Below are 25410 nucleotides of genomic sequence, written 5' to 3' on the forward strand. Positions count from 1 at the left end.
CCGCCGCGGCGGACGCGCAGCGAGGATGTCAGGTCGACAGCGGCGGACGCGTCAGCGGTTCTCGCGCGCCAACCGCATGGTCTCGATGAGCAACTTGGAAACCGCCGCCGCCTCGGTCAGGAACCCGTCGTGCCCGTCGCGCGAATGCACCACTTCCAGTCGTGCGCAGCCGGGTAGCGCGTCGGCCAGTTCCTGCTGCGTGCGCAGCGGATAGAGCCGGTCGGAGTCCACGCCGCCGACCACGCAGGGCACCGGCGTCGCGGCGAGCGCGGCCTGGATACCGCCGCGTCCGCGCCCGACGTCGTGCCGGTTCATCGCCTCGGTCAGCAGCACGTAGGTGGCGGGATCGAAACGCTTGCACAGCTTTTCGGCTTGGTGATCCAGGTAGCTCTGCACCGCGTAGCGGCCGCCGTTCCACGGATCCTCGGAACCCTGCGCGTGGTTCTCGAAGCGGTGGTCGAGTTCGCCCTCGGTGCGGTAGGTGAGGTGTGCGATGCGGCGCGCGATACCCATGCCGGTCATCGGCGCGCGATCGGTGTCGTGATAGTCGCCGCCCTGCCAGTCCGGGTCGGCCTTGATGGCGGCGATCTGGGTGGTCTGGGTGCCGATCTGGTCGGCGGTGGCGCGCGCGCCGACGGCCAGCACCAGCGCCGCGGCCACCCGTTCGGGCGCGCCGATCATCCACTCCAGCACCCGCATGCCGCCCATCGATCCGCCGACCACAGCGGCGAGCCGCTCGATGCCGAGCAGATCCAGCAGCGCGGCCTCGGCGCTCACCTGATCGCGGATGGAGATCTCCGGGAAACGCGAACCCCACGGCTTGCCGTCCGGCGCGAGCGACGACGGCCCGGTGCTGCCCTTACAGCCGCCGAGCACGTTGGTCGCGATCACACACCATTCGTCGGTGTCCACCGGCGCGCCCGGGCCGACCATGCCCTCCCACCAGCCGGGCTGGGAGTGGATGTCGTCGGGCGTGCCGACGACGTGCGAATCACCGGTCAGAGCGTGCTCGACGAGCACCACATTGTCCAGGGCGGGGGAGAGCTCGCCCCACCGCTGCACGGCGAGGTGCACGTCCGGAATCACCGCGCCGCTTTCCAGCCGCACGTCCCCGATCGCGATGACGCCGGGCCGACCGTCCGGCGGCGGCAGCAGGCCGACGCCGGACTCGATGCTCTGCTCGGTGCTCACGGTCACGTCGTCGCCGCCGTGAATCCGGCGCGCAGATCGGCCAGAATGTCGTCGATTCCCTCGATGCCCACGGCGAGGCGGACCAGTCCCGGGGTGACGCCGGAGGCGAGCTGTTGCTCGGGTGTCAGTTGGGAGTGCGTCGTGGAGGCCGGATGGATCACCAGAGAACGCACGTCCCCGATGTTAGCGACGTGGCTGTGCAGGACTAACGCGTCCACGAACTTCTTGCCCGCGTCGACGCCGCCGCGCAGCTCGAACGAGACGATCGCGCCGGTCCCCCTCGGCGCGAGCCGCTTGGCCCGCTCGTGCCAAGGCGAGCCGGGCAGTCCCGCGTAATGGACCGCTTCGACGGCCGGATGCTGCGTCAGGAATTCCGCGACCGCCTGCGCGTTGGCGACGTGGCGCTCGACGCGCAGGCTCAGCGTCTCGATGCCCTGCGCGATCAGGAACGCGTTGAACGGCGAGACCGCCGCGCCCAGGTCGCGCAGCAGCTGCACGCGGGCCTTCAGCGCGTAGGCGGGCGCGCCGAGGTCGGCGAAGACCACGCCGTTGTAGCTCGGGTCCGGGGTGGTGAAGCCGGGGAAGCGCGGCTCACCCTTGTCGTCGCGGACGGTCCAGTCGAACTTTCCGCCGTCGACGATCGCACCGGCGACGGCCGCGCCGTGCCCGCCCAGGTACTTGGTGGCGGAGTGCACCACGATGTCGGCGCCGTGCGCCAGCGGCTGGATCAGGTACGGGGTCGCGACGGTGTTGTCCACGATCAGCGGGATTCCCGCGGCGTGCGCGACCTCGGCGATGCCGGGGATGTCGAACACGGCGCTGCTGGGATTGGCGATTGTCTCGCCGAAGAACGCCTTGGTGTTGGGCCGGATCGCCGCGCGCCACTGCTCGAGATCGTCCGGGTCCTCGACGAACGAGACCTCGATGCCGAGCTTGGGCAGCGAGTAGTGGAAGAGGTTGTAGGTGCCGCCGTACAGGTGCGGGCTGGACACGATGTGGTCGCCAGCCTCGGCGAGATTGAGAATCGCGAAAGTCTCCGCGGCCTGCCCGGAGGCCAGCAGCAGCGCGGCGACACCGCCTTCCAGGGCGGCGATGCGCTGCTCGACCACATCCTGGGTCGGGTTCATGATGCGGGTGTAGATGTTGCCCGGCTCGGCGAGACCGAACAGCGCCGCCGCGTGGTCGGTGTCGCGGAAGGCGTAGGAGGTGGTCTGGTAGATCGGCAGGGCGCGGGCGCCGGTGCTCGGATCGGGGGCTTGGCCCGCATGCACCTGCTTGGTCTCGAAGGACCAACGGGCAGGATCGAACTCGGCCGCTACGGGGTCGGTCATGTCATGCTCCACAAGAGTTGTTCGCCGGAACTAACGAGATCGGTGATGCGGTCTATCCAGGACAACACATTTCCGGGAACCTCCTGACAGCGCGCTTGCCCTCGACCTTCGAGGGCCCGGTCATCACCCGGAGCACCCCACCGCTGCTGGAGGGTTGCCGTCCAGCGAGCCGGGGCTTGGCGCTGGCACTCATGACCTGACGGACATGGTAGCTGGCGGGCGGCCAATGGCCGAAATTCGTAGCCGATCTCACTCCGCCGATTCGGTCACCGGTTCCGCGCAGACCCGCATGAACTCCGCGTACGCGTCGAGCAGCGTCGCCCGCGCCGCGTGCACCGCGGTCTCCGGATCGCCGTCCATGATCAGCTCGCCGTGCACGTCCATCGCGAGATGACACAGCATCTGCCAGGTGGAGACGAGCAATCGCACGCTCAGCGCCCCTTGCGTGGTGCCGAGACGTTCGGCGAGCACCGCGGTGATGGCATCGGACTTGCTGTCGGCGAACTCCAGCGCGCGGCTGTTGACCGAAGGGCTGTCACGCGCGACTCGCTGCATCTGCTGGAACCTGCAGAACGATACGGCCGAGTTCTCGCTCGCCGCGTCATCGATCACCCGGAGATAGGCGTTGCACAGCGCGCGCAGTTCGTTGCCGCCGAGCGGCTCTTCTCGCAACTTCTCGGCAACCATTTGGCCGAAGTCGAGGATGGGCGCGAGGACGATGTCCTCTTTCGTCTCGAAATACCGGTTGACGGTGCGCGGCGAGACGTCGGCCGCGTTCGCGATCTGCTCGACCGTCGTCGCGTCGAAGCCCTGCTTGTCGCACAGCTCGAGCGCGATGTTCATGATGCGCTGCCTCGTCTGCTGCTTCTTGCGCTCGCGTAGGCCCAGAGGTGCCGCGTCTTCTCGCCTCGAGGTCACGGCGCCTTCTCGCGTCGAGGACACCGGGTTTTCCTGGTTGGCGGACGCGACGCTCCCCGAGGCCGCGCGGCCGGTGCTGTTCCCGGTCGCGGCGGCGTTCTCGGCCGCGTTCGTGCCCGCCGGCGTCGATGAGTCGAGCATCTCCCCACTGTAACTCAGACACTCGCTCAACTGTCGCAACATGGCAAATGTCTGACTGCGACATTTTTCTATTGACGCCAAATGTCGGACAGTGACAGGATTGCCCTAACGCGCACTTCCGACGACGAGGAGACAAAGTGAGCGAGATATCGACAGCGGTGCACGCGCCGGACGACCGGCGCGACTCGGCCCGCTGGCTGGCGCTCGGCGTGATCGGCCTTGCCCAGCTGATGGTGGTCCTCGACGCGACCATCGTGACGATCGCGCTGCCGTTCGCGCAGCGTGACCTCGGCATCAGCGAGGGCGACAAGCAGTGGGCCCTCACGGCGTACACGCTGATCTTCGGCGGCCTGCTGCTGCTCGGCGGCCGCCTCGCCGACTACCTCGGCCGCCGCCGGATCTTCCTGGTCGGCCTGATCGGCTTCGCGGCCGCCTCGGCGCTCGCGGGTCTAGCGCAGAACGGCGCCCAGCTCTTCGCGGGCCGCGGCCTGCAGGGCGCGTTCGCCGCGCTGCTCGCACCCGCCGCGCTCGCGCTGGTCTCGGTGACGTTCACCGAGGCGAAGGAGCGGGCCCGCGCCTTCGCGGTGTTCGCGGGCATCTCCGCGGGCGGCGCCGCGATCGGCCTGATCGCGGGCGGCGCGCTCACCGAGTACGCGTCATGGCGGTGGACCCTGCTGGTCAACACCCCCATCGCGATTCTCGCGTTCGTCGGCGCGCTCGCGTTCGTCATCAAGGACGTGCCCGCGCCGCGGACCGGCGGCTACGACGTGCCCGGTGCCGTCACCGTGACGGCGGGTCTGATCGCCATCGTGTACGGCTTCAGCCGCGCCGCCGATCACGGCTGGACCTCGGGCGGAACCCTCGCGCTGCTCGTCGCCGGGCTCGCGCTGCTCGTCGCGTTCGTCGTCATCGAGCGTCGTTCGTCGAATCCGCTGTTGCCCCTGCGCATTCCGGGGGAGAGCAACCGAGGTGGCGCGCTGCTCGCCGCGCTGCTGATCCCCATCGCGATGTTCGCGATGTTCCTGTTCCTCTCCTTCTACTTCCAGGTCACGCTCGGCTACTCGCCGCTGAAGGCGGGCGTCGCGTTCCTGCCGTTCCCGGTGGGCATCGCGGTGTCGGCGGGCGTCACCAGCGCACTGCTGCCCAAGCTCGGACCGCGTCCGCTGATGGTCGCGGGCGCCGCGCTCGGTGTTGTCGGGCTGCTCTGGCTGGCGCAGCTGAGCTACGGCGACAGCTATGCCGCCGGTGTGCTGCCCGCCCAGTTGCTGATCGCGCTCGGCATGGGGCCGCTGTTCGTCGGCATGCAGGCGGTCGCGCTGCACCGGGTGGACGAGGCCGACGCCGGTGTCGCCAGCGCGTTGCTCAACGCCGCCCAGCAGGTCGGCGGCGCGGTCGGCACCGCGCTGCTCACCACCATCTCGGTGCAGGCGGCGAAGGACTACCTCGCCGACAACCCGACCGTCGACGACCTGGCCGCTCGCGCCGCCATCCACAGCTACGACGTCGCGTTCTACGTCGGCGCCGGCTTCTTCCTCGCCGCGATTCCGGTGATCGCGCTGATGATCAAGGCCGGGCCTGCGGACTTCGCCGAGGACGCGGAGGAGGGCGTTCGCGTCCCGCTCGCGGTCTGAGCGACACCGGGGACGGCCCGTGCATATGTGGTGCGCGGGCCGTCTCGCGCGTCCGGCCGCCGTTGGGCTTCCGCCCAGGTCGGAGCGCCTGACTTGCCCGGGATGACATGATGGAGAAGGTGGTTGGGATCACTCGTGGGGCTACTCGTGGGTAACCGTCTGGAAGTCCGCACAGTGGGCCCTCCCCGCGCGGTGAGGTCGTCGGCAGCAGTACGCTTGTCTTGCTTGCACCACACGTCCCGCAAACAACGCGGTACATATACGTTGTCTGTTGAACAGCTGGGGTCCGCTCACAAGCGTGTTCGCCTGGCCGTGCAATAAGGGCACCATCCTAGGAGGACACGAAGATCCATGTCCAAGATCAAGGTTGAAGGCACCGTCGTCGAACTCGACGGTGATGAGATGACCCGGATCATCTGGCAGTTCATCAAGGACAAGCTGATCCACCCGTACCTCGACGTGAACCTCGAGTACTACGACCTCGGCATCGAGTATCGCGACAAGACGGACGACCAGGTCACCATCGACGCGGCCAACGCCATCAAGCAGCACGGCGTCGGCGTGAAGTGTGCCACCATCACCCCCGATGAGGCCCGCGTCGAGGAGTTCGGCCTCAAGAAGATGTGGCGCTCGCCCAACGGCACCATCCGCAACATCCTCGGCGGCACCATCTTCCGCGCGCCGATCATCATCTCCAACGTTCCGCGACTGGTTCCCGGCTGGACCAAGCCGATCATCATCGGCCGCCACGCCTTCGGCGACCAGTACCGCGCCACCGACTTCAAGGTCTTCCAGTCGGGCACCGTCACCCTGACCTTCACCCCCGAGGACGGCAGCGAGCCGATCGTGCACGAGGTCGTGAAGATGCCGGACGAGGGCGGCGTCATCATGGGCATGTACAACTTCAAGAAGTCCATCGAGGACTTCGCGCGCGCGTCGTTCAACTACGGCCTGCAGCAGAACTACCCCGTCTACATGTCGACGAAGAACACCATCCTGAAGGCCTACGACGGCATGTTCAAGGACACCTTCCAGGAGATCTTCGACGCCGAGTTCAAGAGCCAGTTCGACGCGGCGGGCCTGACCTACGAGCACCGCCTCATCGACGACATGGTCGCCTCCTCCATGAAGTGGGAGGGCGGCTACGTCTGGGCCTGCAAGAACTACGACGGAGACGTGCAGTCCGACACCGTTGCCCAGGGCTTCGGTTCGCTCGGCCTGATGACCTCGGTGCTGCTGACCCCGGACGGCAAGACCTGCGAGGCCGAGGCCGCGCACGGCACCGTCACCCGGCACTACCGCCAGCACCAGCAGGGCAAGCCGACCTCGACCAACCCGATCGCGTCGATCTTCGCCTGGACCCGTGGCCTCGAGCACCGCGGCAAGCTGGACAACACCCCCGAGGTGATCGGCTTCGCGCAGACTCTCGAGGACGTCGTCATCAAGACCGTCGAGGGCGGCCAGATGACCAAGGACCTCGCGCTGCTCGTCGGCGGCGACCAGGGTTACCTGACCACCGAGGAGTTCCTCGGCGCGCTCGACGCGAACCTGGCTCGCGCGCTGCGCTGAGTCGGCACCGGGGCCGGACGTGATTCGTCCGACCCGACCGGCGCTGGGATTTCCCAGCGCCGGGGTTGAACCGGGCACCCGCCCACCTCGCGGTGGAACGGGTGCCCGATGTGTATTCGGGGCTCACCGCGAGTGCCCTTGCGCCGCAGTCTGTTCGCGCGCCGTCAGTTCGCGGAAGGCACCGGTGCGTCGAGCAATCCGGCGAACGCCCTGGTGAAACTGGCCGTCCCGTGCCCGCGCTCGACCTCGGCGTCGAACAGCCGCTGCAGCGGATCGAGCAGATCCGTTGCCACGCCTTGGTTTCGGCTGGTGGTGCGGATGTCGGCGAGGCCGGCCGCGTTGACCGCGAGATCGGAGAAGTTCACCGGGAACTCCCGCGAGTCGATCTCGGCGGCCAGCGTCGGCAGCATGTCGAGCAGCGCGCGCAGCCAGGGCACCAGGAACGTGTCGGTGAAATCGACCGCGGCGACCCGCTCGGTGTGCACCATGGCCGTCGCCTGGAAGAAGCCGCCGAACAGCCCGTACATCCCGCCGAGCACCGCCATGTCGTGCAGCGCCGCGAGACCCGCGTCCGCGCCGACGTACTTCGTCGCACCGAATTCCGCTATCACCTCGGCGAATTCGGCCTGCGCGCCGGTCTCGCCGCTGTAGACGAGCAGCGCGTCGGGCGTGCCCACCGTCTGCGGGACGCCGAAGACGCCGCCGTCCAGGAAGCGCGCACCGTGCTCGGCGAGCCGGTCGGCCAGCTCGCGCGCGGTGTCGGGGCGGCCGGTCGCGACGTTGAGCACCGTCCGCCCGTGTAGTGCCGCGCCGAGCGGGAGGAGCTGGTCTCCGGCGGCTGCCGTGTCGGCGAGCACGGTGACGATCAGCTCGCTCGCGGCGACCGCCTCGGCGACGTCGTCCGCGCGCCGTGCGCCGAGCTCGTCCAGGTGAATCGCCTTGCCCGGCGTGCGATTCCACACCGTGGTCGGGTGGCCGTTGCGCAGGAAGACCTCGGCGATCGCCGCGCCCATCCGTCCGAGACCCAGCACGGTGACCGATGTCTTGCTCATGATTCCTCCGTCGTGTCGTTCTATCGGGTGGGCGCCCGTCGACCAGTCTTCGCGACGAAGCCGCCGTGGCGTGAGTGGCAGAACTGCCGCCTAGCGAACGATTTCTGCCATACTGGGAGACATGACCGGTCGAACCGTCGCCATGGCCATCGCGCCCGGCGCGCTGCATCCATGGGATCTCTACGAATTGGGCGTCGTCGCCTCGATTTTCGGCACGCCGCAGCCCGATCTCGCCGACCCCTGGTACGAGCTGAAGGTGTGCGCGGTGGCGCCGGACCAGCAGACCCAGCCGATCGGCTTCGGCGCGTTCCTCCGTGCCGAGCACGGTCTGGACGACCTGCTGACGGCCGACACCGTGATCGTGCCCTCGGTGGCGCACGAATGCGTGACCGCCGAACGCGAACTGCCACCCGAGTTGCTGGACGCGCTGGCCGCCGCGCACGACCGTGGCGCGCGCATGGTCGCCCTGTGCGACGGCACTTTCGCGCTGGCGGCGGCGGGTCTGCTGGACGGAAGGCGGGTCACCGCGCACTGGGCGCACGCCGAGATGCTGGCGAAGCGTTTCCCGAAGGTCGAGGTCGACGACTCCGTGCTCTACGTCGACGACGGCGACGTGCTGACCAGCGCGGGCATGACCGCTGCGGTGGACCTGTGCCTGCACCTGGTCCGCCGCGACCTCGGGGCCGAGGTGGCGAACCAGCTCGCGCGCCGCATGGTGATTCCGCCGCACCGGTCCGGGGGCCAGGCGCAGTACATCGACCGAAACGTTCCCGCGCGCCCAGCGGACGATCTCGGCGCGGTGCTGCAATGGGCCGTCGAGCACTTGGACGAGCCGCTGACCGTCGACACCTTGGCGGCCAAGGCCAATATGAGCCCGCGGACGTTCCACCGCCGCTTGCACCGATCCACCGGAGCAACGCCGATGCAGTGGTTGCTCAACCAGCGCCTCGCGCATGCCCAGTCGCTGTTGGAGACCACCGATTTCAATATCGAGCGGATCAGCCGACTGTCCGGACTGGGGACCGCGACGAATTTGCGCAGGCACTTCGCATCCGTGGTCGGGGTCACGCCCGCCGAGTACCGGCGGACCTTCGCGCGCCGAGAGCCGGTCGGGTCCTGATTGTCGGAATGCCTTGTGAACTGGACCGATACCGCGGCGGACGGTGGTCGAACTCACGTCGGCTCGGGGAGCGATCGGACGCGCGCGCCGGTTACATGAAGGCGTGACCAGTCAGGTAGCCGCCCATCTGCCCGCTCCGCCCGACAAGGCGCGGACCGATTGGCATGTCCCCGCGATGCTGGCGCTGGCGCTCGGCGGCTTCGGCATCGGCACGACCGAGTTCGTCACCATGGGTTTGCTGCCGGACATCGCGCGGGCCATGACCGTCTCGGAGCCCACCGCGGGACACGCCGTGTCCGCCTACGCGCTCGGTGTCGTGATCGGTGCGCCGGTGCTTGCCGCGCTCTGCGCGCGGGTTCCGCGCAAACGCCTGCTCATCGCGTTGATGATCGCGTTCACCGTGGGCAACGCGGCAACCGTCCTTGCGCCGAACTTCGAAAGCCTCGTCGTGGCGCGCTTCGTCTCCGGTCTGCCGCACGGGGCGTACTTCGGCGTCGCCTCGCTGGCGGCGGCCACGCTCGCGCCCGCCGGGCAGCGAGCCAAAGCCGTTGCCGCCGTGATGTTGGGGCTGAGCGCCGCCAATGTCGTCGGCGTTCCCGCCGCCACCTGGCTCGGCCAGCACCTCGGGTGGCGGGACGCCTTCGTGGTTGTCGCGTTGATCGGCATCGCGACGGTCGCGGCGCTCGCCCGTTTCGTGCCGGAACTCACCGGTATGAAGACGACCGATCCGAGGACCGAACTCGGCGCGCTGCGCCGCTCGCAGGTGCTGCTGACCTTGGCGGTCGGCGCCGTCGGCTTCGGCGGCATGTTCGCCGTCTACACCTACATCACGACCACCCTCACCGACGTCGCGGGCATGTCAATCGGCTTCGTGCCGCTGGTGCTGATGCTGTTCGGGCTCGGCATGGTGGCGGGCAACATCGTCGGCGGCGTGTTCGCCGACCGCGGCGTCGACCGCGCTGTGTTCGTCGCGATGATCGCGATGGCCCTTGTGCTCGCGGGTTTCGTCGCCGCGGCGCACAATCCGTTCACCGCCGCAGCGGGCGCGTTCCTGGTCGGCGCGACCGGCGCGGCGCTCGCCCCCGCCCTGCAGACCCGGCTGATGGACGTCGCCGCCGACGCCCAAACCCTCGCCGCAGCCTTGAACCACGCGGCGCTGAACATCGCCAATGCCGCGGGCGCGTGGCTCGGCGGCCTGGTCATCGCGGCGGGCCTCGGCTACACGGCGCCCGCCGCCGTCGGCGCGGGACTCGCGGTGATCGGCACGCTGCTCTTCGCGCTCACCGTGTTGCTCTCCCGACGCACCACACCGGCTCGCCCATAGCGCCGGGACCTGGGGTGCCACACACCTTGTGTACGCCTCACATAGGCACCGCCTGTGTGAGGCGTACACACGGTATGTGGGAACTCCGGGGCAGAACATACAGATCTGTATGTAAGTGTAGAATCGTCGGAATGACCAGGACCGCCGCCGACAAGCCGCAGCGCCGAACCCAGGAGCAGCGCAGCAGCGAGATGCGCGTGCGGCTGCTCGACGCCACCATCGATTGCCTGGTCGAATACGGCTACGCGGGGACGACGACGCCGCGGGTCGCCGAGCGCGCCGGCGTCACGCGCGGGGCGCAGGTGCATCATTTCGGATCCAAGAACGATCTCGTCGTCGCCGCGATCAGTCACCTGGCCCAGCGCCGCGCGGAGACGGCGATGCGGGAAATGGCCAAGGTCGAGAGCGGCGCCGACCCGGTCGCCGCGGCCTTGGACTTCCTGTGGGAGTTGCACCAGGGCCCGCTGTTCATCGCGACCGTCGAACTGTGGGTCGCGGGCCGGACCGACCCGGTGCTCGCCTCGGCCATGGAGAAGGTCGAGCCGTTCGTCAACAACGCGGTGCTGATGGCGGTGGCCCGTTTCGTCCCCGACGAGATGCGCCGCAAGGACGCCCGCGATTTCGTCTACACCGCCATGGACGCGCTGCGCGGCATCCTCATCTCGAACTTCATCGAGCCCGACACCGATCGCGCCCGCCGCCGCTGGGCGCGCGCCTCCGCGAACCTGCGCGCGGCCGCGGCGGCAAGTCTCATGCCGCGGCGTGAATGACGCCGAATCGCGTTCGAGGGGTGGGTTTTCGGGCGTCACGTCGGCGGTCGCTCGGCGCGGTGCATGCGGTCGGCGACCGTGGCCAGATGGTCGAAGACGGCGGGGTCGGCGTCGAGGGTGTAGTCGATGTCCAGGCCGGTGAGGAGGGCGGCGATCCGGGGCAGCGAGTCGCCGGACAGATCGAGCGTGCAGGTATCCCCGTCGAGCCGCTTGATCCGATTGGGAAGTGCACCCCAGCTGCGGGCGGCGACGAACTCGGCGGAGGCGGCCACGGTGGCGACGGCGCGGTAGCGCACGGGCGCTTCGGCGATCTTGTCGGCGACGTAAGCGGCCGGATCGCGGGCGGGTAGCGGCCGCGGTGTGACCCGGCGACGGCACGCCGCCGCCACGGTGGCGAGTACCGCGGGATCTGCTTGCGGGCCGTCGCCGGTGTAGTGCAGCGCTGTGACGGTCTGCCCGGTGACGCGACCGCGCAGGCGCGCAGGGAGGACTTGTTCGAGTTGGCCAGCGCGCGCAGCGCTGTTTCGGCGATCCCGGTCAGGCCGGTGGCGGCGGTGCGCAGCGCGACGGCGATGGCGACGGCTTCGTCGTCGTCGAGCAGCAGCGGCGGCAGGTCGGTGCCGGAAGTGAGCCGGTAGCCGCCGTGGTGACCGGGGCTGGAGTCGACCGCGTAGCCGAGTTCGCGGAGCCGGTCGATATCGCGGCGTACCGTGCGCACCGTGACACCGAGCCGGTCGGCGAGGTCGGCGCCGGACCATTCCCGGCGCATTTGCAGCAGTGACAGCAGGCGCAGGATTCGGGCGGGCAGGTCGTGACTCACCCCTTCCGATAATGCCGTCGTTCGAGGACAGAACCTGTCCTGAAAGCGATCTAGCGTCGGTTGCGCTCGACCGCGAGAGGGGCGCATCGGCAAATATCACCGGCAGATGGTTGCAGATACACAACTAGTTGTATGTCTGTCAATGCCTGTATGAACTGGTAATTCTCCGTACTCGACTTGAGAGTGGCCCACACTCTTGCATTCTTACATACAGCTTTGTATGTTTGTTTCAGCTCGATCCGGTCGGATCGGACGCTGATGTCCGCCGCCCGCGCCGCGGGCTCACAACCGCGGCGGGGCAGGCACGAAGTGAGGAGTTCGATGGCGAACAGGGTCTACGTCGTCGGCGTCGGCATGACGAAGTTCGAGAAGCCGGGCCGTCGCAAGAACGAGGACGGCACCGACTGGGACTACCCGGACATGGCGCGAGAGTCGGGCACCAAGGCGCTCGCCGACGCGGGCATCGATTACCGCGAGGTGCAGCAGGCCTACGTCGGTTACGTCTACGGCGAATCCACCTCCGGCCAGCGCGCGGTCTACGAGCTGGGCATGACCGGCATCCCGGTGGTCAACGTCAACAACAACTGCTCGACCGGTTCCACCGCGCTGTACCTCGCGGCGCAGGCGATCCGCGGCGGCCTCGCCGACTGCACGCTGGCGCTGGGTTTCGAGAAGATGCAGCCGGGCTCGCTGGGTTCCACCTGGGACGATCGCGAGCAGCCGATGGCCAAGCACATCATGGCGCTGGCCGAGATCTCCGAGGTGCTCTTCCCCGTCGCGCCGTGGATGTTCGGCGCGGCGGGCCGCGAGCACATGAAGGAGTACGGCACCACCGCCGAGCACTTCGCCAAGATCGGCTACAAGAACCACAAGCACTCGGTGAACAACCCGTACTCCCAGTTCCAGGACGAGTACACCCTCGACGACATCCTCGGCGCGCGGATGATCTACGACCCGCTCACCAAGTTGCAGTGCTCGCCGACCTCGGACGGTTCCGGCGCGGTGATCCTGGCGAGCGAGGACTTCGTGAACTCGCACGACCTCGCCGGGCAGGCCGTCGAGATCGTCGGCCAGGCGATGACCACCGACTTCGCCTCGACGTTCGACGGCACCGCGAAGAACCTGATCGGCTACGACATGAATGTGCAAGCCGCACAGCAGGTTTACCGGCAGGCGAACCTCGGGCCGGAGGACTTCCAGGTCATCGAGCTGCACGACTGCTTCTCCGCCAACGAGCTGCTGCTCTACGAGGCGCTCGGCCTGTGCGGCCCCGGCGAGGCGGGCAAGCTCATCGATGAGAACCAGACCACCTACGGCGGCAAGTGGGTCGTCAACCCGTCCGGCGGCCTGATCTCCAAGGGCCACCCGCTCGGCGCGACCGGTCTCGCGCAGTGCTCCGAACTCACCTGGCAGCTGCGCGGCGCGGCCGACAAGCGCCAGGTCGAGGGCGTCACCGCCGCGCTTCAGCACAACATCGGCCTCGGCGGCGCCGCAGTCGTGACCGCCTACCAGCGCGCCGACCGCTGAGCGGCCTCGAAAACCACCATTCACCACACGGATTCAGCACGCCCGCCGGGCGAAGAGGAGAACATCATGGGACACATCGAAGCGACCAAGGACGTCAACGCCACCCCGGAAGCGCTGTGGGCGGTCGTCTCCGACCCGCAGACCTGGGACAAGTGGTTCACCATCCACGAGCGCTTCATGGAGGAGCCGCCCACCGTCCTGGCCGAGGGGTCCAAGCTGGTGGCAAAGATCGTCATGCTCGGCATGGCGAACAAGCTGGAATGGACCATCAAGGCGGTGGAAGCGCCGAACAAGCTGACCCTCGGCGGCACCGGAATGGCCGGTGTCAAAACCGAATTCACCTTCGACATCCAGCCCAAGGGCGCGGGCAGCACCATCGTGGTGTCCGGGGACTTCGAAGGCGCGCTGATCAAGGGCGCGCTCGGCAAGGCGGTCGAGAAGGACGGCATCAAGCAGCTGGACAAGTCGCTCGAGCAGCTCGACGCGCTGGCCTCAGCGTAGGACGTCGCGCGATGACAGCGGAAACCACCGCACGCCTTGTCGAGTTCGACGATTCCGGCCTCGAAACCTGGTGTGACGAGGAACGTTTCGAGGTGACCTCGGAGCGGATCGCCGAATACGCCGCGGCCACCAACGATCCCATCGCGGTGCACCGTGCCGGTGAGGTGGCCTCGCCGGTGTTCGGCATCGTCCCGGTCTTCGAGGCCATGATGATGCCGGTGATCGACGTGGCGCCGATGGACATCTTCGGCCGAGTTGTGCACGGCGAGCAGGACTTTCACTTCCACCGGGCGATCCGGCCCGGCGACGAGCTGGTCACCCGCGCCAAAGCGGTCGGCTACGCGAGCAAGTCCAACGGCAGCACGATCACCATCCTCATCGAATGCCGCGACAAGGACGGGGAACTGGTCAACGAGCAGTACCTGACCGCGTTCTTCCGCAATATCGATGCGGGCAAGACCGTCGGCGAGGCCGCGCCGTCGCACAAGTTCGACGAGTCGCTGCGCGAAACGGAGCCGTTCGCCGTCGTGCCGCAGCACGTCGACGACGACCAAACCTTCCGCTACGCACCGGCTTCCGGTGATCCGGTGCCGCTGCACCTGGACGAGCAGGTCGCCAAGGACGCCGGACTGCCCGGCATCATCGCGCACGGCCTGTGCACCATGGCCTTCGCGTCGTGGGCGGTGCTCACCGAGGCGGCGGGCTCGGATGTGCATCGGCTGCGCCGCTTCGCGGTGCGCTTCGCCAAGATGGTCTTCCCCGGCGACGACCTGGAGACCCGGATCTGGAAGGTGGGCGCCGCCGACGGCGTCACCACCTACGCCTTCGAGACGGTCCGCGGAACGGACGTCGTGCTCAGCGACGGCCTCGCCGAGATCGCCGACTGACCCGATCGGCCCGCGGCGCGACTCGCCGCGGGCCGATCTCGCACCCCATTCATCACACCCTCGCCCCATCGGGCGGGAGCACCACACAGGAGACGCACATGGGCGCATTGGAAGGAAAGGTCGCCGTCATCACCGGCGCGGGCCGGGGGATCGGCCGCGAGCACGCGCTGCTGTTCGCGAGCGAGGGCGCGCGCGTCGTCGTCAACGACCTCGGCGGCAGCAATGCGGGCGAGGGCACCGATTCCGGGCCAGCGCAGCAGGTGGTCGAGGAGATTCTCGCGGCGGGCGGCAAGGCGGTCGCCAACACCGACAACATCGCCTCATGGGAGGGCGCGCGCAACCTGGTCCAGCAGGCGGTCGCGGAGCTTGGCGGTCTCGACATCGTTGTCAACAACGCGGGCATCCTGCGCGACGCGTTCATCGCGGGCATGGACGAAGCCCAGTGGGACGCCGTGATCGCGGTGCACCTCAAGGGCCACGCCGCGGTGCTGCACCACGCGGCCGCGTACTGGAAAGAGCAGAGCAAGGCGGGCAACCAGCCCAACGCGGCGGTGATCAACACCGCGTCCGCCTCGGGCACCACGATCCCGAACGCCGGTCAGGCCAACTACGGCGCGGCCAAGGCGGGCATCGCCGCGCTGACCCTGGTCGCCGCCGACGAACTCGCCCGCTACGGCGTGCGGGTGAACGCGATCGCCCCCATCGCGCGGACCCGGCTCACCCTCGCCACGCCCGGCATGGGCGAGATGATGGCGGCCGAGGCCGAGGCGGTCGAGGAAGCGGGCGGATTCGATGCCTTCAGCCCCGCCAACATCTCCCCGTTGGTCGCATACTTGGCTTCGGACAAGTGCCCGATCACCGGCAAGGTGTTCGCGGTGCAGGGCGGCGCCATCTCCGAGTTGGGCGGCTGGCACGACGTCAAGACGATCGAGACCGAGGGCCCCTGGCTCATCGACGACATCGCCGCCCGGCTGCCCTGAGGTTGGGCCGCCAGAAAGGAGAACGACGATGTTCGAATGGTCCGAGACGGATCTGATGATCCGCGACGCGGTGCGCACCTTCATCGACAAGGAGATTCGCCCGCACCTGGACGCGCTCGACACCGGCGAGATGCTGCCGTATCCGATCATCCGAAAGCTGTTCAGCGAGTTCGGAATCGACGCGATGGGCGGCGAGGCGGTCGAGAAGATGCTCGCCAAACAGCGGGCCAAGGAGGCCGCGGTCGCGGCGGGGGAGCCCGCGCCGGAGAAGAAGAAGTCTTCCGGCGGTAGCCCGTTCAGCGGGCAGGAGTCGCTGATGGCGGTGCTGATCGGCGAATTGTCCGGCGTCTGTATGGGTTTGGTGACCGCGATGGGCGTCAGCATCGGGCTCGGCGCGACCACCATCATGTCGCGCGGCACGCTGGCGCAGAAGGAGCGGTGGCTCGCCGACATCGTGACGATGAAGAAGGTCGCGTCCTGGGCGATCACCGAACCCGACTCGGGCTCGGACGCGTTCGGCGGGATGAAGACCTACGTCAAGCGCGACGGCGAGGACTACATCCTCAACGGTCAGAAGACCTTCATCACCAACGGTCCCTTCGCCGACGTGATGATCGTGTACGCGAAGCTGGACGAGGGTGAAGGGGATAAGCGCGAGCGCAAGGTGCTGACCTTCGTCCTCGACAAGGGCATGGAAGGGCTCACCCAGGGCAAGCCGTTCAAGAAGATGGGCCTGCACGCCTCGCCGACCGGCGAGCTGTTCTTCGACAACGTCCGCCTCGGCCGGGACCGGCTGCTCGGCGAGACCGAGGAGCACAAGGGCGGCGACGGCCGCGAGTCCGCGCGCTCCAGCTTCACCGCCGAGCGGATCGGCGTGGCGTTCATGGCGCTCGGCATCATCAACGAATGCCACCGGCTCTGCGTCGAGTACGCCAAGAGCCGCAAGCTGTGGGGTCAGGAGATCGGGCGCTTCCAGCTGGTCCAGCTCAAGCTGGCCAAGATGGAGATCGCCAGGATCAACGTGCAGAACATGGTGTTCAACGCGCTCGAGCGCGGCCGCGCCGGCAAACCGCCGACCCTCGCCGAAGCCTCCGCGATGAAGCTCTACTGCTCCGAAGCAGCCACGGACGTGGCGATGGAAGCCGTTCAGCTCTTCGGCGGCAACGGCTACATGACCGAATACCGCGTCGAACAACTCGCCCGCGACGCCAAATCCCTGATGATCTACGCGGGCTCCAACGAAATCCAAGTAACCCACATCGCCAAGGCCCTCCTCGGCCGCTGAGCTCCCACACCCCTACCGCACGCCTCACATAGGCACCGCCTATGTGAGGCGTGCACAGGGTGTGTGAGAGCGCGGGACGGCGCGGGTGGAGTGCGCCTCTACGCCGCCAGAGAGACCGACAGCTCGGTCTCGAGGGCGGCGGCGATCCGTTCCAAAGTGGGGTGATCGTCGGCACGACGTCCCCTGCCTCGAGGCGGCTGACGGCGTGCTGGCGCATCCCGGCACGGGTCGCCAGCTCGGTTTGCGACCAGCCACGTGCCTCACGTGCTTCACGGATCTGGCGGCCGAGTTTGTGCGCCAGCGCGTAGGCCCGTGCAGCCGCCTGGTACTCCGCACTGGCGCGGGTCGCGGCGAGGAGGCCCGCGGCGAAGTCCGCGGGTGGCTGCCGACTTCGCTCACACGGCGCGGAGGTGGGTGCGGCTGGCGTAGACGTGTTCGGCGATGAGGGTGGCTATGCGGTCGGGGGCTTCCAGCATGGGGACGTGGCCGACGCCGTTGACGAGGATGCGGTCGGCGGAGTCGGGGAGTTCCTTCAGGTAGCGGCGGGCGTAGACGCGGTTCGGGATGATGCGGTCGTACTCGGCGAGCAGCAGGCGGACCGGCGTCGGCAGGTCGGACAGGTCGGCGAGGGCGGGGGCGCGCAGGCCGCCGACGATCATCGGCAGCATCGCCGAGCAGTTCAGCGCGGCGCGCAACACGTTCGCGATCTCCCGGCGCGGCACCGCCGAGGCTTGCTTGCTCAGCAGGAACAGCGCGAACCGCTGGGGGATGAAGTTGTCGGTGGCGAAATCGCCGAGCCGCCTGCCGATGCGGACCAGCGGAACCAGCGAGAGGAACTTCAGGCCGACCCGGAACTGGGTGATCGAGGGGACGTTCCACCCGCCGGCGGGCGCGATGAGCGTCAGCGTGCGGGCCCGGCCGCGGCGGGCGAGTTCCACACCCACCCAGGCGCCGAGCGAGTTGCCCGCGATATGGCAGGTGCGCCAACCCAATTCGTCGAGCTGGGCCTCGATCCCGTCGGCCAGCGCGGCCACGTCGGTGTGCCAGCCCTCGGCGGGCGGGCCGCCCCAGTGCCCTGGCAGCGCGGGCGCGTACACCTCGCACGCCGAGGACAACCGTTCCGCGGTGCGTTCCCAGCAGTGCGGCGAGAGCATGAAACCGTGCAACAGCAGCAGCGGATCGCCGGAACCCAGGTGCAAGGCCTTGATCGGTCCGGGTTTGTCGGCCGTCTGTGCGGTGCGCGCTCGGGTGGAGCGCGGCGTGGCCGGGGACTTGGAGGTGTCGGACGTCATCGTCAGCACCCCTTCCTGGACGGCGGTGTCCGGGGGCGATATCTCTGACCAGCATTGTACGGTCGTCGGGTGCCCTACATCATCTCTACGATCAACGTAAACGGCGTCCGAGCGGCCACGGGTAAGGGCATGCTCGAGTGGCTCGCCGCCACCGAGGCCGACATCGTCTGCCTACAGGAGACCCGCGCCACCGACGAGCAGACCCGCGCCGCACTCGCCCCCGCGTTGGCCGACGGATGGTGGCTGGCGCACGCCGAGCCGGGAGCCAAGGGAAGGGCCGGTGTCGGCATCCTCTCCAGGCGCGAGCCGAAGGCCGTGCGCATCGGATTCGGCAGCGCCGAGTTCGACGCCTCCGGGCGCTACCTCGAGGCCGACTTCGACGAGCTGACCGTCGCCAGCGTCTACGTGCACTCCGGCGACGCGGGCACCCCGCGCCAAGACGAGAAATACCGGTTCATGGCCGAGTTCGGCGCCTATCTGAAAGCCCGCACCGGCGACTTCGTGGTCAGCGGCGACTGGAACATCGCGCACACCGAACGCGACCTGAAGAACTGGAAGGGCAACCTGAAGTCGGCCGGGTTCCTTCCCGAGGAACGCGCCTGGATCGACGAGCTGATCGCCGCGGGCTACGTCGACGTGGTGCGTCAGCTGCATCCGGGCGTCGACGGCCCGTACAGCTGGTGGTCCTACCGCGGCCGCGCCTTCGACAACGACTCCGGCTGGCGCATCGATTACCAGCTGGCCCGCGGCGAGTTGCCCGGCCGCGCCAAGCAGGCCGTCGTCGAGCGGGCCGCCGCCTACGACCAGCGCTGGTCCGACCACGCGCCGGTGACGGTGCAGTACCGATGAACAGCAAGGTGATTCGGGCGCTCGGGGCGCTCGGCGCCGTGGCGGTGGTGTTGCTGGTCGCGATGCTGTCGCTGCGCGGCGGCTCCGACACAGACCGCACCGCTTCGGCCACCGCGACCCACGCCACCTCGACCGCCACGAACGGTCCCGCGGGTTCGCCCGCCACCCCGGCGGCCACCAACCCAGCGCCTTGACGGAACAGCGCGGGCTGCCTCATTGGTCACGGACTGACCGGCCAGCACATCGAACGTGCGGTGAACCCCAGTTCACCGGGTGTCGTCGGCTAGGTACCCTCCGCATGGGTAGACCCCCGGTGCGGCTACAGCCCTGCGGGTGGCAGATCACAGAGCAGAGAAATGCCCCGGATTCCCGGGCATCTCGGCGGAGCTATGCGATTTCCAGTGCCGCCCGCATCCAGTCCTTCGCGGCGCTGAGATCATCGCCGGGAATGGCACGGGTTGCGTAGGTCGGTTTGCTGACCCAACGACGCGAACGCCATCCGAGCATCGGCCGCACCGTCCACCAACCCAGCTCCCGGTTCAGCATGTGACCCGCACCCGTGTGCTGTGGGTTCAGCCAACGCCGGGGTCGGGGCCGTGTCGCTGCCCTCCACAAGCCGGTAAGACGATCGCGCATCATGACCGGACCGTCGTAGTCGGCGTACCGCCGTCCGTTCGGCAATCTCACGTCATCCGCCTACTTCGCAGTCCTCGGCCGAAACATCTCGCGTACCGGAAATGGTCTCGATAGGGCCATACGGCCTGCCCTGGATCGTACCGACCACCTGGGCGTACATACGCCAGGTTCCCGGCGCACACGGAGCAGTCGCGGTGTGGGTCTGACGAGACCATGGCACCAGCCGGGTTCGTACGTGCTGACCAACGAATTCCCACTGGCCCGAATTATTGAGCCTCTGCAAGCTCAGGTAGTAGTCATGCGTGAGACCTGGGTCGCCTTCGCGGGGCATGTCGCATTTCGCCCATGCGTCTGCATGAAGGTCCGGCGGCACGATTGTGGGCCGGGTGAAGATGAATCCGTTGTCACACAGCTGTCTTCGGGCCTCGGTCGGACCGGCACTTGCGACCTTGCTTGTGTCGATCAGCAGCATTGCGCCCGAGGCGGCGACAATGACGAGAAGTCGAGAAACGTTGTACTGCACGGGTTTTCCCCATCCTGACATTTGAGCGACTACACTCGCTCAGTGCTTTCGTGGCGCGTAGGGCTTCAGTCGATAGTTGCGACGTCCTCGTGTTCGATCCGCCCGCGGATCTGCCTTCACAGTGCGGTCCTTCGGTATCCGCTCGGGCCACACCAGCGCGGCTACGAACACCGCTGTCGGTAGCCCGAACACGAAGACCCAGCCGAGCGTGATCACGGCCGGTTCTCCGCAGCGTCCAGCCACTCGGCAACGCGGTCGAGAGAGCCGGAGAACACGACTCTGTCGCCGTTGCACAATTCCCACCCGTACGGAGGTCGTGCGGCTCGGCGGATGCTCAGGCAGCGCGCCGCAGCGCGTGCCGACAACGCTTCCAGCATCGGCCGGATTACCTCGCTCATGCGGCACCCCGCTTCGGCTGGTCCCACTTTCTCAGCGCATCGGCTACGCGCTCGAGCAACTCCGGTCGGGCCGCTGGCGCCGCGGACGGTCGTTTCATTTTTCGGCGTCCTCTGTGGGAGCACGATCCCTCCTGGATTGGCGGTTGGTGAGCACCCGGCACCGGGAAACCGCCGAACCGATGAACTGGGACTGGAACTCACCCGGTGCCGCGTGCTTGTGAAGCGACGCTAGAGAGCACCCAATCGGCGGTGCTATCAACTTGACAGAACTTGACTAAAATTTGCTCTACTGGCCATATGTGCTGGCCGGATGGGGCACCATGGCATACGGGGGTGTCACACACGGTCACACTCCTAGACAGGAGCCAAGATCATGCGCTTACAGTTCCTCGGCAAGGGCGGCTCAGGACAAGGCCAGTGCCCGACGCTGTACGCCACTGACCAAGGGTCGTACCTCGTTCAGGGATGGCGAACCGATTCACCCGGCTCTGTCGAAATCCCCCACTTACTACTCGGGTTCGCGGAGCCGGATACGTTCGTCGGGGCGACGATGACGGACACCGGCCGGGGTACGTTCATCCTCTCCGGCCGACCGGTAGCGGATGCTGAGACGCTGACTCAGCTCGTCCTAGCCGACGATGAGACGGCTATCGAGGTGCCGAAGCGAGAGAGGGAGTTCTACGGTGCGACTGCTGCAAGGGCAAGCGTTCTGGGACCTGTTCCGGCAAGCTGAACGCTCAGCGTTCCACCTCGAAACCAGGGACGCCTACGACGTAGACGACGAGAACCCGCAACTCGCGCGGTTCCTCGAAGGTCACCGAGACGACGATTACGCATGGTTTCAGCCGTGGCTCGACCTCATGAAGGACGCCACGAACCGGGGCGTAGAAGTCTCACGGGTCCGAGTCGTGACGGTGCCACTGCCGGACTATCACCGTTGGTTGCTCTCGATCACTCCCGAGAATCAGTGTGCCGGGGAAGACATCCGGTACGTGCCCCGGCATCTCGCCGGGGAACTGCCCTCGGATGACTGGTGGCTGTACGACGATTCGTTGGTCGCTTTCAACGTCGTTGATCCCGCTGGCCGAGGGGCCGGTGTCGCCGCGACCGATGACCCGCACATAGTCGCCTACTGCCGCAGCGTGAGAGAACGACTGTGGCAGCTGGGCACCCCCTACGCCGAGTTCGCACACGCGACGCTGTGACCAACTCGGTTCACGAGCAGCGAGAAGCGCTCGGAAAGCGCCTCCGCGAGATCAGGAAGGATGCCGGACTCTCGGGACGCCAGCTCGCCGCCCTCGCGGGCTGGCATGAGTCCAAGGTGTCCAAGATCGAAACCGGGGACCGCAGTCCCTCGGAGGCTGACCTACGGGCGTACTGCACTCACACAGACACCAAGGACCAGCTAGGCGACCTTGTAGCGACCGTGCGAAATATCGAGTCGGCGTATGTCGAGTACAAGCGGTTGTTGCACACGGGCACGAAGCGCCGACAGCAGCAGTCGGTGACGCTCGCCGAACAGACCAAGCTCATGAGGTTCTACGAACCCGTGTTGATCCCTGGGATTCTCCAGACGGCCGACTACGCCGAAGCGGTGCTACGCAGGGTGACGGAGTTCTACCGGATACCCAACGACGTGGACGAAGGTGTCTCGAAACGGCTCGAGCAGCAAAAGGTCCTTTACCACGGAGACCATCGGTTCCACATCCTCATCACCGAACAGTCGTTGTCTACGACCGTGGGGAACGCCGAGGTCATGACCGGCCAGTTGGACCGGCTCCTAGCCGTCATGGGGCTACCACGGATGTTGTTCGGCATCGTACCCGCGGATGCCGAATGGCTCACCCCGGCAACCAATTTCGTCATGTTCGATGAACGCATGGTGTTGGTTGAAGCGATCACGGCTGAGCTGAAGATCACCCAGCCCCGAGAGATTGCGTTGTACGCCCGAGCGTTCGAAACGCTCGCCTCGCAGTCCGTGACCGGCAAAGCCGCTCGCGCGCTGGTCGGGGCAGCGCTGGACCGATGGCGCGACAAGTCCCAGGAATGACCTGGCTGACCGACAGAGCCTCGGGCTCCGGCACGCTGGCCTAAGCGCCTTCGCTGCGGCGATGTGCGGTCTGTTGACGGACTCAGTCCGGCCTCGCCCGTTAGGCGTACCTCCGCATTCGCTCCGGCCATGCGCGGTCTAATGACGGACTCCGTCCGGCTGCGCCCGTTAGGCTCGCTCCCGATGAGAATCCCGCACCCCCGCCACCGCGCCGCGCGCTGTCTCGCCGGTGCGCTCGCCGCCGCGACCCTGCTCGGCGGCGCTTTCGCCGCACCGGCTTTCGCGGCGCCGACGACCACCACGACCGCGCCGTTCACCACCCCGAACACGGACAACTGCCCCCAAAAGACGAAACCGCCCGCGCCGATCGACGCGTCCGAGGTGCCCGCGCCGGGGCAACCGACGCCGGGCCCGTTGGCGGTCCCCGTGCCTCCGGTGGGCGGGACCAGGATGGGCGAGTGCGGCGTGGTGCTGCCGAAGGGTGCGCCGCCACCGCCGAAGGACATCTCCGCGACCGCGTGGATGGTGTCGGATCTGGACACCGGCGAGGTGCTCGCGGCCAAGGACCCGCACGGCCGCTACCGGCCCGCCAGCACGATCAAGGTGCTGCTCGCCACCGTCGCGCTGCGCACTCTCCAGCTGGACACGGTGGTCACCGGAACTCAGGCGGACGCGGACGTCGACGGCACCCGCGTCGGCATCGGTCCCGGCGGCCGCTACACCAACCGGCAGCTCATGCAGGCGCTGATCATGGCCTCGGGCAACGACGCCGCGCACGCGATCGCCGCGCAGCTAGGTGGCGACGATGCCGCCGTGGCGAAGATGAACGAGCTGGCGAAATCGTTGTACGCCTTCGATACTCGCGCGGCGACGCCGTCCGGGCTGGACGGACCCGGCATGAGCACCTCGGCCTACGACCTGTCGCTGCTGTTCCGCGAGGCGATGACCATCCCGCTGTTCGCCGAGTTCATCCGCACCGAGCAGATCGACTTCCCCGGCTATCCCAAGAATCAGAAGATCCCGGACGACACCGATCACCCTGGCTTCGCCGTCGGCAACGACAACCAACTGCTGTTCAACTACGAGGGCGCGCTCGGCGGCAAGACCGGCTTCACCGACGACGCGCGGCAGACCTTCGTCGCGGCCGCGCAGCGCGACGGGCGCAGGCTGGCCGTCACCCTGTTGCAAGCCGAGGTTCGCCCGCTGCGACCGTGGGAACAGGCGGCTCGGTTGCTCGACTACGGTTTCGCACTGCCCGCGGGCACCCAGGTCGGCATGCTGCCGAACCACAACTCGACCGACGCGAAATCCACCGCCGCCCTTGCCGCTCCGCCCGGACCGGAGGGCGGCGACGTGCTCGCCAGCCCGCCGCACGAGCGCGACAACGCGGGCGTCCGCACGCTGCTGATGGTCGGCGGCATCGTGCTGATCCTGTTCCTGCTGCTCAAAGCTCGGCGCGTCAACCGCCAACGGCGCTGAGCCGATTCGGTTCCGAGTTCAACGCCGCCTGCGCAGGGTGGCCAGCCCGAGGGCGGCCAGCGCTCCCGCGCCGAAGTAGGCCGCGCCGCTGCCGAACGGCCCGGCGTTGTTGATCACCCGCGGCTGGATGACAGCCGGGGCGGGCGCGGCGACCTCGGCTTCGGGCTCGTTCTCCGAGGCGGTCGCGGCCCAAGCGGTCGCGAACAGGATGATGCGATAGGTGATGTAGCTGAACACCATCAGACCGATGATCGAACCGAAGGCCGCCCCCGCCGGACTGCGCAGCACGATCTGCAGGTAGATCGAGGCGACGAACTTGAAGATCTCGAAGGCGATCGCGGCGATCAGCGCGGCTTTCGCGGCACTGGCCACCGTGACGGGCTGGCGGGGCAGCCTTGCGATGATCCACGCGAACACCGCCCAGCTCGCCAGCAGCGCGAACAGGATCGACAGCAGCGTCAACAGGACTCGGGCGCCGGGCAGGTCGGCGAGGCCGTAGCGCTCCAGCAACTGAGCGCCCAGATTGCTGGACGCCAGCGCCGAAAGACCGAGCGAAACCACGAAAGCCAGACCGAGGCCGATCAGCGCGCCGAGATCGGAGATCTTGGTGCGAATCCAGTTGTCGTCCTCGTGCTTCTGTTCCCACTGCTCGGTGAGCGCCGCGCGCAGGTTCGCCATCCAGCCGAGCCCGGTGTAGAGGCCGGCGAGCAGGCCGAGCACGCCGACCGTGCCGCGGGATCGGACCGCCTGGTCGATGAGTTCGTTGAGCTGGGTGCCCAGCTCGCCAGGGATGGTCTCGACGACCTTGTCCTGAAGCTCTTGGAACAGTTCCGGATTGCCCGCGAGCACGAAGCCCGCGGCCGCGAACGCCACCATCAGCAACGGAAACAGCGACAGCACAGTGAAATACGTGATGCCGGCGGCGAAGTAGTCGCCGCGCTGGCGCTGGTAGCGGCCACCGGCCCGGATCAGATGGTCCAGCCACGGCCGCGCCTGCACGCGGCGTTCGACCGCGGCTTTGATGTTGTCGATCGCCTGCACCAGTTCGCCCCTTCGACGCCTCCTGACGAACCCGGCCGGGCGCCGACTCCCCGCGCGGCCGGAGCGAAGGCGGAGGTACGCCCTCGCAAGCGTCG

At 67.9% G+C, this 25410-nt stretch carries 26 protein-coding genes, 2 pseudogenes and 1 riboswitch; of the genes and pseudogenes, 17 read left to right on the top strand and 11 right to left on the bottom strand.

Features of this window, described 5'->3' with window-relative positions:
- Positions 1 to 51: 51 nt before the first annotated feature.
- The 3 genes from metX to CRP45_RS23710 form a co-directional block, all read right to left on the bottom strand.
- Positions 52 to 1197 carry a homoserine O-acetyltransferase MetX gene (gene metX / locus CRP45_RS23700; RefSeq protein ID WP_179830985.1) on the bottom strand — a complete coding sequence of 382 codons (1146 nt, stop codon included), beginning with the start codon at positions 1195 to 1197 and terminating at the stop codon, positions 52 to 54.
- Positions 1194 to 2522 (bottom strand): bifunctional o-acetylhomoserine/o-acetylserine sulfhydrylase, encoded by a 1329-nt coding sequence (locus CRP45_RS23705; RefSeq protein WP_097247203.1) that lies wholly within the window; start codon positions 2520 to 2522, stop codon positions 1194 to 1196. The genes metX and CRP45_RS23705 overlap by 4 nt, the downstream gene beginning before the upstream one ends.
- Positions 2523 to 2608: 86 nt before the next feature.
- A riboswitch (SAM riboswitch) is annotated at positions 2609 to 2719 on the bottom strand.
- Positions 2720 to 2771: 52 nt separating this feature from the next.
- Complete coding sequence (locus CRP45_RS23710; RefSeq protein WP_179830986.1) at positions 2772 to 3581, bottom strand: TetR/AcrR family transcriptional regulator; 810 nt, start codon at positions 3579 to 3581, stop codon at positions 2772 to 2774.
- 137 nt (positions 3582 to 3718) lie between these two features.
- On the opposite strand from CRP45_RS23710, the gene CRP45_RS23715 reads away from it, so the two are divergent.
- The gene (locus CRP45_RS23715; RefSeq protein ID WP_097247017.1) at positions 3719 to 5212 is read left to right on the top strand and encodes an MFS transporter; all 1494 of its coding nucleotides are present in this window, start codon (positions 3719 to 3721) and stop codon (positions 5210 to 5212) included.
- 351 nt (positions 5213 to 5563) lie between these two features.
- On the top strand, positions 5564 to 6781 hold the full coding sequence (locus CRP45_RS23720; RefSeq protein WP_097247018.1) for an NADP-dependent isocitrate dehydrogenase: 1218 nt from the start codon (positions 5564 to 5566) through the stop codon (positions 6779 to 6781).
- A 164-nt stretch (positions 6782 to 6945) separates the two neighbouring features.
- On the opposite strand, the gene CRP45_RS23725 is transcribed toward CRP45_RS23720, so the two are convergent.
- A complete protein-coding gene (locus CRP45_RS23725) occupies positions 6946 to 7914 on the bottom strand; it encodes an NAD(P)-dependent oxidoreductase (protein WP_143861529.1) in 969 nt (322 codons plus the stop codon).
- A gap of 40 nt (positions 7915 to 7954) precedes the next feature.
- On the opposite strand from CRP45_RS23725, the gene CRP45_RS23730 reads away from it, so the two are divergent.
- From CRP45_RS23730 to CRP45_RS23740, 3 genes are all read left to right on the top strand, one after another.
- A complete protein-coding gene (locus tag CRP45_RS23730) occupies positions 7955 to 8953 on the top strand; it encodes a helix-turn-helix domain-containing protein (RefSeq protein ID WP_097247021.1) in 999 nt (332 codons plus the stop codon).
- 103 nt (positions 8954 to 9056) lie between these two features.
- Positions 9057 to 10277 (top strand): MFS transporter, encoded by a 1221-nt coding sequence (locus CRP45_RS23735; protein ID WP_425436959.1) that lies wholly within the window; start codon positions 9057 to 9059, stop codon positions 10275 to 10277.
- A gap of 131 nt (positions 10278 to 10408) precedes the next feature.
- Positions 10409 to 11047, top strand: coding sequence for a TetR/AcrR family transcriptional regulator (locus CRP45_RS23740; protein ID WP_067787925.1), 639 nt, complete (start codon positions 10409 to 10411; stop codon positions 11045 to 11047).
- Between the two features lie 35 nt (positions 11048 to 11082).
- Here CRP45_RS23740 and CRP45_RS34730 read toward each other — a convergent pair whose 3' ends face one another.
- Complete coding sequence (locus tag CRP45_RS34730; protein ID WP_245910403.1) at positions 11083 to 11436, bottom strand: hypothetical protein; 354 nt, start codon at positions 11434 to 11436, stop codon at positions 11083 to 11085.
- A gap of 24 nt (positions 11437 to 11460) precedes the next feature.
- On the opposite strand from CRP45_RS34730, the gene CRP45_RS35315 reads away from it, so the two are divergent.
- Complete coding sequence (locus CRP45_RS35315; RefSeq protein WP_372509802.1) at positions 11461 to 11685, top strand: hypothetical protein; 225 nt, start codon at positions 11461 to 11463, stop codon at positions 11683 to 11685.
- A gap of 47 nt (positions 11686 to 11732) precedes the next feature.
- Here CRP45_RS35315 and CRP45_RS35320 read toward each other — a convergent pair.
- Positions 11733 to 11954 (bottom strand): annotated as a pseudogene (locus CRP45_RS35320) (HTH domain-containing protein); the annotation flags it as partial.
- Between the two features lie 234 nt (positions 11955 to 12188).
- Here CRP45_RS35320 and CRP45_RS23750 point away from each other — a divergent pair.
- The 5 genes from CRP45_RS23750 to CRP45_RS23770 all read left to right on the top strand — a co-directional run bounded on the left by CRP45_RS23750 (position 12189) and on the right by CRP45_RS23770 (position 17047).
- The gene (locus CRP45_RS23750) at positions 12189 to 13394 is read left to right on the top strand and encodes a lipid-transfer protein (RefSeq protein WP_097247023.1); all 1206 of its coding nucleotides are present in this window, start codon (positions 12189 to 12191) and stop codon (positions 13392 to 13394) included.
- A gap of 66 nt (positions 13395 to 13460) precedes the next feature.
- A complete protein-coding gene (locus CRP45_RS23755; protein WP_067787868.1) occupies positions 13461 to 13895 on the top strand; it encodes a type II toxin-antitoxin system Rv0910 family toxin in 435 nt (144 codons plus the stop codon).
- An 11-nt stretch (positions 13896 to 13906) separates the two neighbouring features.
- On the top strand, positions 13907 to 14782 hold the full coding sequence (locus CRP45_RS23760) for a MaoC/PaaZ C-terminal domain-containing protein (protein WP_097247025.1): 876 nt from the start codon (positions 13907 to 13909) through the stop codon (positions 14780 to 14782).
- Positions 14783 to 14880: 98 nt separating this feature from the next.
- Positions 14881 to 15762, top strand: coding sequence for an SDR family oxidoreductase (locus tag CRP45_RS23765; protein ID WP_179830987.1), 882 nt, complete (start codon positions 14881 to 14883; stop codon positions 15760 to 15762).
- A gap of 28 nt (positions 15763 to 15790) precedes the next feature.
- Positions 15791 to 17047, top strand: coding sequence for an acyl-CoA dehydrogenase family protein (locus CRP45_RS23770; RefSeq protein ID WP_097247026.1), 1257 nt, complete (start codon positions 15791 to 15793; stop codon positions 17045 to 17047).
- A gap of 169 nt (positions 17048 to 17216) precedes the next feature.
- Here CRP45_RS23770 and CRP45_RS35325 read toward each other — a convergent pair.
- Positions 17217 to 17348: pseudogene (locus CRP45_RS35325) on the bottom strand (helix-turn-helix transcriptional regulator); the annotation flags it as partial.
- A 94-nt stretch (positions 17349 to 17442) separates the two neighbouring features.
- Positions 17443 to 18339 carry an alpha/beta fold hydrolase gene (locus tag CRP45_RS23780; protein WP_067787918.1) on the bottom strand — a complete coding sequence of 299 codons (897 nt, stop codon included), beginning with the start codon at positions 18337 to 18339 and terminating at the stop codon, positions 17443 to 17445.
- Between the two features lie 69 nt (positions 18340 to 18408).
- Between CRP45_RS23780 and CRP45_RS23785 the strand changes: the two genes are divergently transcribed.
- Together CRP45_RS23785 and CRP45_RS23790 are read left to right on the top strand one after the other, a co-directional pair.
- Positions 18409 to 19188: an exodeoxyribonuclease III gene (locus tag CRP45_RS23785; RefSeq protein ID WP_097247028.1), complete on the top strand. Its 780-nt coding sequence runs from the start codon at positions 18409 to 18411 to the stop codon at positions 19186 to 19188.
- Positions 19185 to 19382 (top strand): hypothetical protein, encoded by a 198-nt coding sequence (locus CRP45_RS23790; protein ID WP_097247030.1) that lies wholly within the window; start codon positions 19185 to 19187, stop codon positions 19380 to 19382. The genes CRP45_RS23785 and CRP45_RS23790 overlap by 4 nt, the downstream gene beginning before the upstream one ends.
- Before the next feature lie 193 nt (positions 19383 to 19575).
- On the opposite strand, the gene CRP45_RS33985 is transcribed toward CRP45_RS23790, so the two are convergent.
- Together CRP45_RS33985 and CRP45_RS33495 are read right to left on the bottom strand one after the other, a co-directional pair.
- Entirely contained in the window at positions 19576 to 19734 is a 159-nt protein-coding gene (locus CRP45_RS33985; RefSeq protein ID WP_157107824.1) for a hypothetical protein, read from the bottom strand.
- Between the two features lie 142 nt (positions 19735 to 19876).
- Positions 19877 to 20347, bottom strand: a complete 471-nt coding sequence (locus CRP45_RS33495; protein WP_143861530.1) for a hypothetical protein — start codon at positions 20345 to 20347, stop codon at positions 19877 to 19879.
- Between the two features lie 771 nt (positions 20348 to 21118).
- Here CRP45_RS33495 and CRP45_RS23795 point away from each other — a divergent pair.
- The 4 genes from CRP45_RS23795 to CRP45_RS23810 all read left to right on the top strand — a co-directional run bounded on the left by CRP45_RS23795 (position 21119) and on the right by CRP45_RS23810 (position 24274).
- Positions 21119 to 21478 carry a hypothetical protein gene (locus CRP45_RS23795; RefSeq protein WP_097247031.1) on the top strand — a complete coding sequence of 120 codons (360 nt, stop codon included), beginning with the start codon at positions 21119 to 21121 and terminating at the stop codon, positions 21476 to 21478.
- Positions 21429 to 21950 carry a DUF6879 family protein gene (locus tag CRP45_RS23800; RefSeq protein ID WP_097247032.1) on the top strand — a complete coding sequence of 174 codons (522 nt, stop codon included), beginning with the start codon at positions 21429 to 21431 and terminating at the stop codon, positions 21948 to 21950. The genes CRP45_RS23795 and CRP45_RS23800 overlap by 50 nt, the downstream gene beginning before the upstream one ends.
- Positions 21947 to 22795 carry a helix-turn-helix domain-containing protein gene (locus tag CRP45_RS23805; protein ID WP_097247034.1) on the top strand — a complete coding sequence of 283 codons (849 nt, stop codon included), beginning with the start codon at positions 21947 to 21949 and terminating at the stop codon, positions 22793 to 22795. The genes CRP45_RS23800 and CRP45_RS23805 overlap by 4 nt, the downstream gene beginning before the upstream one ends.
- 183 nt (positions 22796 to 22978) lie before the next feature.
- On the top strand, positions 22979 to 24274 hold the full coding sequence (locus CRP45_RS23810; protein ID WP_097247206.1) for a D-alanyl-D-alanine carboxypeptidase family protein: 1296 nt from the start codon (positions 22979 to 22981) through the stop codon (positions 24272 to 24274).
- 18 nt (positions 24275 to 24292) lie between these two features.
- On the opposite strand, the gene yhjD is transcribed toward CRP45_RS23810, so the two are convergent.
- Positions 24293 to 25315: an inner membrane protein YhjD gene (gene yhjD / locus CRP45_RS23815; protein WP_097247035.1), complete on the bottom strand. Its 1023-nt coding sequence runs from the start codon at positions 25313 to 25315 to the stop codon at positions 24293 to 24295.
- Positions 25316 to 25410: the final 95 nt, after the last annotated feature.

The sequence above is a fragment of the Nocardia amikacinitolerans genome (genome assembly GCF_900215415.1).
In the GTDB taxonomy this organism is placed as follows: Bacteria; Actinomycetota; Actinomycetes; order Mycobacteriales; family Mycobacteriaceae; genus Nocardia; species Nocardia amikacinitolerans.

Bases quoted from the DNA above. Each gene is read 5' to 3' on its own strand.
- CRP45_RS23705 (WP_097247203.1), bottom strand. From the start codon at position 2,522: ATGACCGACCCCGTAGCGGCCGAGTTCGATCCTGCCCGTTGGTCCTTC.
- CRP45_RS23710 (WP_179830986.1), bottom strand. From the start codon at position 3,581: ATGCTCGACTCATCGACGCCGGCGGGCACGAACGCGGCCGAGAACGCC.
- CRP45_RS23720 (WP_097247018.1), top strand. From the start codon at position 5,564: ATGTCCAAGATCAAGGTTGAAGGCACCGTCGTCGAACTCGACGGTGAT.
- CRP45_RS23730 (WP_097247021.1), top strand. From the start codon at position 7,955: ATGACCGGTCGAACCGTCGCCATGGCCATCGCGCCCGGCGCGCTGCAT.
- CRP45_RS23740 (WP_067787925.1), top strand. From the start codon at position 10,409: ATGACCAGGACCGCCGCCGACAAGCCGCAGCGCCGAACCCAGGAGCAG.
- CRP45_RS23750 (WP_097247023.1), top strand. From the start codon at position 12,189: ATGGCGAACAGGGTCTACGTCGTCGGCGTCGGCATGACGAAGTTCGAG.
- CRP45_RS23755 (WP_067787868.1), top strand. From the start codon at position 13,461: ATGGGACACATCGAAGCGACCAAGGACGTCAACGCCACCCCGGAAGCG.
- CRP45_RS23760 (WP_097247025.1), top strand. From the start codon at position 13,907: ATGACAGCGGAAACCACCGCACGCCTTGTCGAGTTCGACGATTCCGGC.
- CRP45_RS23765 (WP_179830987.1), top strand. From the start codon at position 14,881: ATGGGCGCATTGGAAGGAAAGGTCGCCGTCATCACCGGCGCGGGCCGG.
- CRP45_RS23770 (WP_097247026.1), top strand. From the start codon at position 15,791: ATGTTCGAATGGTCCGAGACGGATCTGATGATCCGCGACGCGGTGCGC.
- CRP45_RS23780 (WP_067787918.1), bottom strand. From the start codon at position 18,339: ATGACGTCCGACACCTCCAAGTCCCCGGCCACGCCGCGCTCCACCCGA.
- CRP45_RS23790 (WP_097247030.1), top strand. From the start codon at position 19,185: ATGAACAGCAAGGTGATTCGGGCGCTCGGGGCGCTCGGCGCCGTGGCG.
- CRP45_RS33985 (WP_157107824.1), bottom strand. From the start codon at position 19,734: ATGCTGAACCGGGAGCTGGGTTGGTGGACGGTGCGGCCGATGCTCGGA.
- CRP45_RS23795 (WP_097247031.1), top strand. From the start codon at position 21,119: ATGCGCTTACAGTTCCTCGGCAAGGGCGGCTCAGGACAAGGCCAGTGC.
- CRP45_RS23810 (WP_097247206.1), top strand. From the start codon at position 22,979: ATGAGAATCCCGCACCCCCGCCACCGCGCCGCGCGCTGTCTCGCCGGT.